Genomic DNA, 11,039 nt, shown 5'->3' with positions numbered 1-11,039 from the left:
CACAACTACATGCATAACCAAGTACGTAACTGTCAGGGCCGCCTGTTCAAGGGCAGCCCTGCAGTTATGATGATAGATATAGAGGAGGAGTCCCATGCGTATTTTACATACGGCGGACTGGCATTTTGGCAAAACCCTGGAAGGCCGCAGTCGGCTGGAAGAGCAGATTGCCTTTGTGGAAGAACTAACCCGGATTGCTGATGACCAGCAGGCAGATCTTATTCTGATGGCTGGTGATGTGTATGATTCGGTCAATCCACCGGCAGCTGCAGAGCAACTATTTTATGAAGCGGCAGCCAAATTAACTGCCAATGGCCGTCCAATGGTCATTATTGCAGGCAATCATGATCAGCCGGAACGAATCTCATCGGCGACGCCGCTCGTTCGTGGCCGGGGGATTCACTTATTAGGTGTCCCGGCATCAGAAGGAATACAGATTCACATTCCGCGTACATCCGAGACCGCTGTTATTGCGCCGCTCTCTTATCCATCCGAAGCCCGGTTGAATGAACTGCTCACAGACGACAATGAAGAGAATCTCATCCGGCGTGCTTACAGTGAACGAGTAGGTTTGCTGATGAAACAGCTGTCGGCAGGATTCCGCCCGGATACCGTTAATCTGGCGATGAGCCATGTGTATGTACTGGGTGGGGTAGAGACCGATTCGGAGCGTCCAATTCAGGTGGGTGGTGCCTATACGGTAGATCCGTCAGCACTGTATACTGGAGCACAATACACGGCCCTGGGTCATTTACATCGTGCTCAGGCAGTGAAAGGAGAAGGCATGATTCGCTATAGCGGTTCTCCGCTCGCTTACAGTTTCTCCGAGTCCGGACAGGCCAAATCTATTACCATGCTGGATATACAGCCTGGTGGGATTCCGCAAATGGAAGAGATTTTTCTGACGAGCGGCCGCCCGTTGGTACGCTGGAAAGCCAAAGGCGGTTTGACCGAAGTCTATCAGTGGCTCGAAGAAGGCAGAGATCCTAATGCTTTTATCGATCTGGAGATCTCCTTACAGGAAGCACTTGCGATGAGCGATATTCAGAATTTGCGCAAAGCCTGCGGAGGAATCGTGAATATTCGTCCGGTGTACCCGGAGACCGAGATGCAGGAGCAGTTCAGTGAACGCTCGCAGCTGCCCGTACATGAATTGTTCCGTAAATTTTATGAACGCCAGACCGGTGGAGCTGTTCCGGAAGATCGACTGGTTGAGCTGTTCCTGGAGCTGATTGATGCCGAAGATACGCTGGAACAATTGAATCAAGATCAGAATGAATAATATGAAGTGTATACAACAAATATACAAACGAAATACAAAAACGAATTCCTTATCACTTTTGTAGATGGATAAAACAGCCGAGATTCGGGCTGGATCGATCCATATCACCATTGAAATACAAGAAAGCAGATTATATGTACAGATAGAGGGGATGCAGTATGAAGCCGATTACCCTGAAATTATCAGGCCTGCAAAGCTATCGTGAACAACAGGAGATCGATTTTACCGTTCTGTGCGAGACCGGTCTGTTTGGTATATTCGGACCTACAGGCAGCGGTAAATCCACTGTGCTTGATGCGATTACACTGGCTCTGTATGGCAAAGTGGAACGTGCACAAAATGGAACGCAGGGTATTCTGAATCACTCCGAAGATGCCGTTTTTGTCTCCTTTTCATTCGAACTGCTGTCCGATCTGGGACCCCATACTTACCGGGTCGAACGCCGATTCAAGCGTACAGGTGACCATACGGTCAGCAATACAATGAGCCGGTTTATTGAATGCCTTCCTGATGGAGATCGTGTTATGGCGGACAAGCTAGGTGACGTAACCCGGTGCGTCGAAGAATATATTGGTCTCAAAATGGATGATTTCACCCGGGCTGTTGTACTGCCGCAGGGCAAGTTTGCCGAATTTCTTTCTTTAAAAGGCAGCGACCGGCGGCAGATGCTGCAGCGTTTGTTCCATCTTGAACGTTATGGCGACCGTCTGATGCAGAAGCTCAGTCAGCGGGTCAAGGAAACTGACAACCAGCTGGGCCGTCTGGCGGCTGAACAGGCTGGTCTTGGCGATGCCTCCGCCGAAGCGGTGAAGCTATCCAAAGAACGACTGCAGGCAGCTGTACAAGAGGCAGAGCAGGTACGCCTCCAATTACAGGAAATCACGGTACAGGCTGAACGACTGAGCCGCATACGTGAATTGATGAAGGAACAATCGATACTTCAGGTCAAATTAAATGATCTGGATCAACACGAAGCAGATATACAAGCACTGGAGCAGCAGATTCATGGAGCGGCTGCCGCGAATATACTATTGCCACTGCTGGATGCCTGGAAAACAGCACTTGCTCGCTTGCAACAGGAAGAAAGCCGTTCAGCGATGTTGCAAGACCAGCTGCAGCAAGCTGCTCAAGCTGCGGCACATGCTGCCGAACGTGAAAATGAAGCCAGACAGGCACTGTCCCAAAATGAGCCGCGTCTGGTGCTGCGAATCGAGCAGCTTCAGCAGGCACTAAAGCTTCAGCAAGAGTGCAGCAGACTGGAGAAGTCGCAGACGCTGCTGAATGCTCAATTGGAGCAGACACAGCAGCAGCTGGCTGAATTACGGCGTCAGTCAGAGCATGAACAGACTATGCTGGACAAAGCAGAAAAACGGCGCGAAGAGCTGTCGATTCAGCTCAAAGCCTGTGAGGTGCGCAACCAGGACCGTAAAGAGTTGCAGGACGCCCAGCAGCGGCTGTCTGCACTGGATGCAGCGCGTGTTCGTCTGCAGGACATCCAGCAGGAGCATGAGGGTTATCGTCAGGCAGATCAGCGTGCTGGTGAAGCATGGCGTGCACTGGAAAAGCAACAATTGCAGCGTAGCCACGAAGAAAATAGATTTTACCAGGCTGCTTCTCGGTTACTGCAGCAGCATCAGCAGAATGAACAGCAAATATCCAAATTTCAAAATGTTCTCCGGGATCACGAGCAGCAGTATCATCAGGCATCCCGTGCTGCTGAATCTCATCGTCTGGCGGCAGTATTGGCAGCGAGCCTGCAGGAAGGTGAACCTTGTGCAGTTTGTGGTTCGGTACATCATCCCGATCCAGCTGCATTGCTTGCAGAAGCCAGCGGTTCGGCCGATAGTCATGCAGAGCAGCTGAACCAGTTGGAGAAGCTTCAGCAGGAAGCACGTCAGCTAAATGACCATATTCGTTCCCGGCGCTTTGAACTGGACAATATATTGGGCGAATGGGAAGAAAATGTACCGTATTCACAGTCTGTGAACGTTCCTGAGCAAGCAGACAGTGAACTGGGAAGTATAACACATACCCCTTCGGAAGATCCGGAGACAATAACCGATTCTGCGGCGATGAATACATGGCTCGCTACTGCTCGTCAACAAAACGACATAATGGAGCGTGAGCTGAATACACTCAAACAGGAGATCAAATCCTGGCGTCAGCAGCAGCGCGAATGGTCCCAGCGAACAACAGCCCTGCAGACTGAGCAGCAAAGTGCAGCCCGGCTGCTGGAGCAGTCCGTTATTCGTCTAAATGCTGCGCAGCAGACGGTAAATAACCTTCTACAGGATTGGCAGTCCAATCTGGCTCATCTGACCGAAGAATCCGCTCGTGAAGGATTTGCCCGTATTGCAGCGCTGGACGAGCAGGCAGAGAAGATTCGGGAAGGTCTGGAAAAGAGTACCCCTTATATCGAGGAACGCCAAAAAGCGCTGCGCCACTATGAACAGCAGCAGAACCAGCTGGACAGACAGCATATTCAGGACAGCACCCGGTATGAAGGCGAACAAAAATTGCTGCAGGAGAAAAAGAATCGTCTGCAGGAATGGATTGGCAGTGATTCAGCCGATCAGCTAATCGGGCAGGTGGAATCAGAGCTGGCCCGTTACCGTCAGGAATCCGAGAACTGTGTCCGTCAGCTGCGTGAAGCAGAGCAGCGTCAGCAGCAGTCTGCGCAGGCATTGGCATTATCCGAACAATCTGCTGCTTCTGCGAGAGAGCAGGCTGATCAGACCGGACAACAGTGGCAGCAGGCACTGGATGCTTCTCCTTTTGCCAGTGCGGACGATGTGAATGCTGCACGGATGGAAGAACAGCAGCTGCAGCTCAGCCGTCAGCGGATAGATCTTCATCGTGAACAGCAGCGCGAGCTAACCCTTCATCTGCGTGAAGTAGAGACCAAGCTGGATGGACAGAGCATTACCGAGCAGCAGTGGGAAGAAATCCAGCAGCGCTGGACAGAGGCCCGTCAGGCGGATGAGACCGCTCTGGAGAACAGAGCCAAGGCTTCAAGAGACTTTGAAGATCTGGAGCATCGCCATGTGCGCTGGCTGGAGCTGGAGAATGAACGTACTACGCTTGCCGTGGAAGCCGGACATTTGTCCAAACTGCAGGCCAGTATGCGTGGCAATGCTTTTGTAGAATATATTGCCGAAGAGCAGCTAATGCAGGTTAGTCTCGCTGCTTCGGAACGTCTTCGTTTCCTGACCAAGCAGCGCTATTCGCTGGAAGTGGATTCCGGCGGTGGATTTGTTATTTGCGATAATGGCAATGGTGGAATACGGCGTCCGGTATCGACATTGTCCGGTGGAGAGACTTTCCTGACTTCATTGTCGCTTGCTCTGGCACTATCTGCCCAGATCCAGCTGCGGGGACGTTATCCATTACAATTCTTTTTCCTGGATGAAGGATTTGGTACACTGGACCCCGAACTTCTGGATACAGTGGTAACTTCTCTCGAGAAGCTGCATACGGACCGACTGTCTGTTGGTATTATCAGCCACGTGCCGGAACTGCGGATGAGGCTGCCGCGCAAGCTGATCATTGTGCCTGCAGAACAGGCAGGCAGTGGCTCCAAAGTCATGCTCGAGAAAATGTAAATTGCAAAGCAGCATGTATTCTAATTCATCAAAAATTCAAAGGAGCTATTTCTTATGACACAATCTGACTGCTTATTTTGCAAAATTGTAGAAGGTAGTATTCCGAGTAACAAAGTATATGAAGACGAACAACTGCTGGCGTTCCATGATATTGCTCCGGCAGCACCTGTTCATGTACTGATTATTCCCAAAAAGCATATCGATTCCATGAATGAAGTAACCGAAGAAGATCTTCCACTGATCGCGGATATCCATCGCACAGCGATTAAGCTGGCTTCCGAACTGGGAGTTGCCGAGAGTGGATACCGTCTGATCAACAATTGCGGTCCGGATAGTGGACAGGCCGTTCAGCATATTCATTATCATCTGCTTGCCGGTACCAAGCTGGGTGCATTGACAGGAATCTCTGATTCTCATGCTTAATGATCGATTTTGATAGAGGCAGAGTAAGAATGATTTCTATTCTGTATCCTGTGTGATTACAAGATTCACGAGTGTAATTTTCAATAATTATTCATAAAAGTGATTAATTTCCTATTTTTAGCTAAAATTGGGCTTAAAATAGTGTTTCCAATCCCCTAAAAACCGGGTATATAATATAACGTTAAAAAAATGACTGGAAAAAGCCCTGTTCAGGTTGACACTTCGTTCAACTTTCACCTATAATGAAAGTTGATAAGCCGTGTTATTTTTCCGGACGGTCTGGTCGGAGGGAGGGAAAACTGGTGTCTGAAACGAAAGTTCGCAAAAACGAAACAATTGATGCAGCACTTCGTCGCTTCAAACGCTCCATCGCTAAAGATGGCGTTCTGGCTGAGGTGAAAAAACGCAAACATTATGAGAAGCCGAGCGTAAAGCGTAAGAAAAAATCCGAGGCTGCGCGCAAAAGAAAGTTTTAGGAGGATTTATCCGTTATGAGTCTTAGCGAACGATTGAACGAGAATATGAAGCAGGCCATGAGGGACAAGGACAAGTTTAAATTGTCTACGATCCGCATGGTGCGTTCCACGATAAAAAATCTAGAAATAGATTTGAAACGTGATGTGAACGATGAAGAAGTGCTTGATATTCTTAGCCGTGAGATCAAACAGCGCAAAGATGCCCTCCAAGAATTTGAAAAAGCAGGTCGTGACGACCTGACAAGCAACCTTAGAGCTGAAATTGAGATCATTTCAGAGTATCTTCCCGCCCAGCTTTCTGAAGAAGAAATTAAAGTCATTGTACAGCAGACCATCCTGGAGACCGGTGCTTCTTCAAAAGCCGATATGGGAAAACTGATGAGCGCCTTGATGCCTAAGGTCAAAGGTCGCGCAGACGGAAAAGTTGTGAACCAAACAGTTCAACAACTTCTGCAATAAACAAATTCAAAAGCACCTTCTTTCTATAGAAAGAAGGTGCTTTTTTCTATCTTTTTCTTTAAACGGCTAGGGTTTATCTAGTTTTACCAGAAAATGTGACATTTTGATGAAACGTATTCATTGGTTTCACGTATAATAAAAAGAGTAGTTTTACCATTTCTAACTATATTTTCGTATCGTGAGTCTGAGACCGTAGTATCCGTAGCAAGGCAACCTTCCGTATAACGAATAAGGTCTACTTGAACAGAAAGGGGCTACAATGCATGACGAACAAAACAGACGGTCGGACATATCAGCGTCGTGTTCTGATATGGATATCCATGCTACTGTTAATAGTTACGATGGGTATTACGTCGGTGCATTCGGTATTTGCCGCAGCACCATCAGCAGCTTCAACCGGTGCGGTCTATGTTATACCCGTTGATCGCGAGATTGAAGGAGGGCTGCAGAAGTTTCTGGCACGTGGTTTCCAGGAAGCACAAGATAATAAAGCCTCCTGGATCGTGCTGCAGATGAGTACACCCGGAGGAGAGATTCAAGCTGCAGAAGGCATTGGGGAAATGATTCGCAATAGTCCGATTCCTACAGCCGTCGTCGTTCAGGACAGAGCAGCCTCGGCAGGAAGTTATATTGCTCTCAATGCAGACAAAATCTATATGCAGCCAGGCAGTACTATTGGTGCTGCAGCTGTAGTCGATAGCAGCGGTCAGCCTGTAAATGATGCCAAGCTGGTTGCATACTGGAAAGGTGAAATGCGTGCTGCAGCCCAGCTCCACTCCCGTAATCCTGATATTGCAGCCGGAATGACCGATGTCAATATATCCGTAGCTATGCCGGAAATTGGTCAAACCAAGGAAAAAGGGCAAATCATTTCTCTGACAGCACAGGAGGCTCAGAAGGTCGGGTATGCAGACGGAATCGTCTCTTCGGTAAACGAGGCTGTAGCGACACTTGGACATTCGCCAGCTGATATGGTTCTTGTAGAACCGTCAATTGGTGAGAATATCGCTCGTTTCCTTACACTGCCCCTTGTAGCAACTATTCTGTTGTTTGTCGGAATCGCAGGTATCGCGATGGAGATTCTGATTCCCGGCTTTGGAGTTCCTGGTATCATTGGAGTAATCGCTTTTGGTCTTTATTTCTTTGGCGGTTATGCCGCAGGCTTCTCGGGTTCAGAGACATGGCTTCTGTTTGGAGTGGGTCTGGTGCTGCTTGTCTTGGAGCTGTTTATACCAAGCTTTGGTATTCTGGGTATTCTGGGAGCAGGTAGTTTGGTGACTGGTGTCGTCAAAGCAGCCTATGATACGAGCAATGCATTATTATCGCTTGGAATCGCTTTTGCGGCTGCTGTCGTATTTGTATCCATTATGGCTTTTGTATTCAAGAAACGTGGTATCTGGAACCGATTTATTTTAAGTGAACAGCTTTCTTCGGATCAGAATTATATGTCTAATCTGCAAAGAGAATTGCTGCTTGGCATGGAAGGCGTCAGCCTTACTCCTCTCCGTCCATCCGGTACAGTGATTGTAGATGGACAGCATCTGGATGTGGTAACCCAGGGTGTCTATATTGATAAGGATTGTCCAGTACGCATTATTCGTATTGATGGCAGTCGGATCATTGTAGATGAGAAAGTCGCAGATACAGAAGGGCACGAGGGGATAGATCCACATCATGTTACCTGATCGTTTATGGCAAAGAAGAACGTAAGTTTTGCGTGCCAGCTGGCAGGCATCTTGAATGACAGTAGACTCTCTCCACCTTTTGCTGCTGGTCTGCTGCCGTTCTTACATATTTACCTGCTTGTTATAGAGCTGGATAGTTAGGGATACTGCATCTGTATAGGGATGGATATATTGCATTTTGATTAATATTTTGAATGGATGCCGTCCAGCTATTGGGATCGTTCATCCAACGATCTGTTTTAACCAAATTTTAAATGGAGTGTGATACAGCCAATGAGCCCAAGTATTTTGAGTTTTCTGTTAATCGCCGTTGTTGTCATTGTTGTACTCAGTGTATTTTTCAGTTTCTTCCCGGTAGCTCTGTGGATCTCCGCTGTTGCTTCCGGTGTACGCGTCAGTATTATTACGCTTGTAGCCATGCGTTTGCGCCGCGTTGTACCTTCACGTATCGTTAATCCGCAGATCAAGGCGCACAAAGCTGGTCTGGGACTGAATTTGAATCAACTGGAAAGTCATTATCTGGCTGGTGGTAATGTAGACCGCGTCGTGAACTCGCTTATCGCCGCTCAGCGTGCCAATATTCCGTTGGAATTTGAGCGTGCAGCAGCGATTGATCTGGCAGGCCGCGATGTGCTGCAGGCCGTACAGATGAGCGTTAATCCAAAAGTAATTGAGACACCTGTTGTAGCCGCTGTAGCCAAAGACGGTATCGAAGTTCGTGTTAAAGCCCGCGTAACGGTACGTGCGAATATCGATCGTCTGGTCGGTGGTGCCGGTGAAGAAACAATCATTGCACGTGTTGGTGAAGGTATCGTTACAACTGTAGGTTCGAGTACTTCCCACAAACAGGTGCTTGAGAATCCGGATTTGATCTCGCGTACCGTACTTCAAAAAGGACTGGATGCCGGTACGGCTTTTGAAATCCTGTCCATTGATATCGCGGATGTGGATGTAGGTAAGAATATCGGTGCTATGCTGCAAACCGAACAGGCGGAAGCTGACAAACGTATCGCTCAGGCCAAAGCAGAGGAACGACGTGCGATGGCAGTTGCACAGGAACAGGAAATGAAGGCTCGCGTGGTCGAGATGAGAGCACGTGTGGTCGAATCCGAATCCGATGTACCACTGGCTATGGCAGAAGCACTGCGTAAAGGCCAGATGGGTGTGATGGATTATATGAATCTGAAAAATATCGAAGCAGATACGCAGATGAGAGGCTCCCTTGGCAAGGTGAACGATCCGAATCAGGGTGGCAATGATCAGCACCCGAATAAATAAGGATGTGTTGAATCAATGATGGACTGGATTTTTAGCAACATCTATATCGTGGTGATTATCGGCTTTGCTATTTTTACAGCAATCAGCAGTCGTTCAGGCAAAGGCAAAGCATCAAGGCGTCCATCTTCCATGCCGACTTTTGGTGGCAGCCCCCTGACTGGAGATCGTTCGAATCGTGAAAGCGTGCCACCTCTGCTGAATGACAATGGCAATAGCGCAGAAGAAGCTCAGCGCCGTTATCACGAAGCGCAGCAGCGCTATAACACCTCTAATGACAGTTCGTATGAGCAAGATGAGAACTGGGGCGAAGAGGATCGTCGATATTCGAACGAATCGGAGCGGAGTCTTAGCAGGGAAGGTATGGGTACCGAAGGATTATCCAGTCGTCAGGCAGCATTGAATGAACGTCTGAACAGCCTGGAATCCAATCTGAATCAGCGCACGCATGGTATGACAGCCGGAGGAGCATCTTTGAGAGGCACTGATGTACAGACTGAAACGGCACAAGCTGGCGCCCAACAGGTTCAGGCCGAGCAGCTACGGCAGGGGGTAATCTGGGCAGAGATTTTGGGACCCCCACGTTCACGTCAATCCCAGGTCCGAGGCAGCCCAGCTAATCGCAATTCCTGAGAGATTCCGCTTTATGGCGAGAGTGTCTACAATGATGTTACTTTTTATGAACCGGTCTCCCAGAGGCCGGTTTGTTCTTTAACCCTGCTTCAAATAGAAAGATACGGGTGAATAATAAAACCATATGTCTCCAAAAAATTTTGCATGAGCACGCATACAATGGTAAAGTTTATGAGGAAGGCAGCATATACACCAATTCTATATATTGAGGAGATTGAGGCTATTTGTCAGAGCAAACGCAAAGCGTCAGAATACCCTTGCAAAATGCAGAAGAAGGCTTGTCATTGTTCGGTGCACAGGATAGTTTCCTGAAAATTATCGAACGCGAAATGGAAGCTAATATTGGCAGCAGAGAAGCCGATATTGTGATTCAAGGTCCTGTTCCGATTGTAGACAAGGTGCAGCAGTTATTTGAAGTACTGCTGGAACTGATCCGCAAAGGATATGTTCTTACCGAACGGGATATTTTATATGCTATTGAGCTTGCAAAGGATATGCGGGCAGATCAGCTGCTCGACTTATATAAAGGGGAAATTACCCAAACGTTCCGTGGCAAACCGATCCGTGTCAAAACAATCGGTCAAAAACATTATGTATCGACGATTCAGAAACGGGACATTGTGTTTGGAATTGGCCCTGCGGGAACCGGTAAAACCTACCTGGCGGTGGTACTTGCTGTAGCCGCCCTCAAGGAAGGCAAAGTGAAACGTATTGTGCTCACCCGTCCAGCTGTTGAAGCAGGCGAGAGTCTTGGTTTCCTGCCAGGTGATCTTCAGGAAAAAGTGGATCCTTACCTGCGTCCATTATATGATGCGCTTTATGATGTTATGGGACAGGAACAGACTGCCAAGGCACTGGAACGTGGCTTGATCGAAATTGCGCCGCTCGCTTATATGCGTGGACGTACGCTGGATGATTCATTTATTATTCTGGATGAAGCGCAGAACACGACGCCGGAACAGATGAAAATGTTCCTGACGCGTCTTGGTTTTGGTTCCAAAATGGTAATTACGGGAGACGTTACCCAGATTGACTTGCCTCGAGGCAAAAAGTCAGGTCTGGTAGAAGCCCGTCTTGTGCTGGACGGCATTAAAGAGATCGGATTTGTTACATTTGGCGAGCAGGATGTGGTGCGCCATTCACTGGTACAGAAAATTATCGTCGCCTATGACAGAGCATCGGAAAATCTGGAATAGCAGGCAGG

9 protein-coding genes are annotated in these 11,039 nt (G+C 48.3%); all 9 read left to right on the top strand.

Features of this window, described 5'->3' with window-relative positions; genetic code table 11:
• Positions 1-94 precede the first annotated feature (94 nt).
• The 9 genes from WH46_RS12535 to WH46_RS12495 all read left to right on the top strand — a co-directional run bounded on the left by WH46_RS12535 (position 95) and on the right by WH46_RS12495 (position 11,031).
• Positions 95-1,282 (top strand): exonuclease SbcCD subunit D, encoded by a 1,188-nt coding sequence (locus WH46_RS12535; protein WP_046226882.1) that lies wholly within the window; start codon positions 95-97, stop codon positions 1,280-1,282.
• A gap of 158 nt (positions 1,283-1,440) precedes the next feature.
• Complete coding sequence (locus WH46_RS12530) at positions 1,441-4,884, top strand: AAA family ATPase (RefSeq protein ID WP_046226881.1); 3,444 nt, start codon at positions 1,441-1,443, stop codon at positions 4,882-4,884.
• A 54-nt stretch (positions 4,885-4,938) separates the two neighbouring features.
• Positions 4,939-5,307 (top strand): histidine triad nucleotide-binding protein, encoded by a 369-nt coding sequence (locus tag WH46_RS12525; protein WP_017811841.1) that lies wholly within the window; start codon positions 4,939-4,941, stop codon positions 5,305-5,307.
• Positions 5,308-5,609: 302 nt separating this feature from the next.
• On the top strand, positions 5,610-5,783 hold the full coding sequence (gene rpsU, locus WH46_RS12520; protein WP_005547957.1) for a 30S ribosomal protein S21: 174 nt from the start codon (positions 5,610-5,612) through the stop codon (positions 5,781-5,783).
• Between the two features lie 15 nt (positions 5,784-5,798).
• Positions 5,799-6,242 carry a GatB/YqeY domain-containing protein gene (locus tag WH46_RS12515; RefSeq protein WP_017811840.1) on the top strand — a complete coding sequence of 148 codons (444 nt, stop codon included), beginning with the start codon at positions 5,799-5,801 and terminating at the stop codon, positions 6,240-6,242.
• Positions 6,243-6,505: 263 nt separating this feature from the next.
• Positions 6,506-7,927, top strand: coding sequence for an NfeD family protein (locus WH46_RS12510; RefSeq protein ID WP_046226880.1), 1,422 nt, complete (start codon positions 6,506-6,508; stop codon positions 7,925-7,927).
• 273 nt (positions 7,928-8,200) lie between these two features.
• Complete coding sequence (floA, locus tag WH46_RS12505) at positions 8,201-9,205, top strand: flotillin-like protein FloA (RefSeq protein ID WP_017811838.1); 1,005 nt, start codon at positions 8,201-8,203, stop codon at positions 9,203-9,205.
• A 15-nt stretch (positions 9,206-9,220) separates the two neighbouring features.
• Positions 9,221-9,835 (top strand): hypothetical protein, encoded by a 615-nt coding sequence (locus tag WH46_RS12500; protein WP_046226879.1) that lies wholly within the window; start codon positions 9,221-9,223, stop codon positions 9,833-9,835.
• A 224-nt stretch (positions 9,836-10,059) separates the two neighbouring features.
• Positions 10,060-11,031: a PhoH family protein gene (locus WH46_RS12495; RefSeq protein WP_026136033.1), complete on the top strand. Its 972-nt coding sequence runs from the start codon at positions 10,060-10,062 to the stop codon at positions 11,029-11,031.
• Positions 11,032-11,039 lie beyond the last annotated feature (8 nt).

This window comes from Paenibacillus dauci (assembly GCF_000971985.1).
Classification (GTDB): domain Bacteria; phylum Bacillota; class Bacilli; order Paenibacillales; family Paenibacillaceae; genus Saccharibacillus; species Saccharibacillus dauci.
This window is presented reverse-complemented; position numbering and strand designations above follow the sequence as displayed.

Coding starts and splice junctions, on each gene's coding strand:
- WH46_RS12510 (WP_046226880.1), top strand. CDS start 6,506: ATGACGAACAAAACAGACGGTCGGACATATCAGCGTCGTGTTCTGATA.
- WH46_RS12525 (WP_017811841.1), top strand. CDS start 4,939: ATGACACAATCTGACTGCTTATTTTGCAAAATTGTAGAAGGTAGTATT.
- WH46_RS12515 (WP_017811840.1), top strand. CDS start 5,799: ATGAGTCTTAGCGAACGATTGAACGAGAATATGAAGCAGGCCATGAGG.
- WH46_RS12500 (WP_046226879.1), top strand. CDS start 9,221: ATGATGGACTGGATTTTTAGCAACATCTATATCGTGGTGATTATCGGC.
- floA (WP_017811838.1), top strand. CDS start 8,201: ATGAGCCCAAGTATTTTGAGTTTTCTGTTAATCGCCGTTGTTGTCATT.
- WH46_RS12535 (WP_046226882.1), top strand. CDS start 95: ATGCGTATTTTACATACGGCGGACTGGCATTTTGGCAAAACCCTGGAA.
- WH46_RS12530 (WP_046226881.1), top strand. CDS start 1,441: ATGAAGCCGATTACCCTGAAATTATCAGGCCTGCAAAGCTATCGTGAA.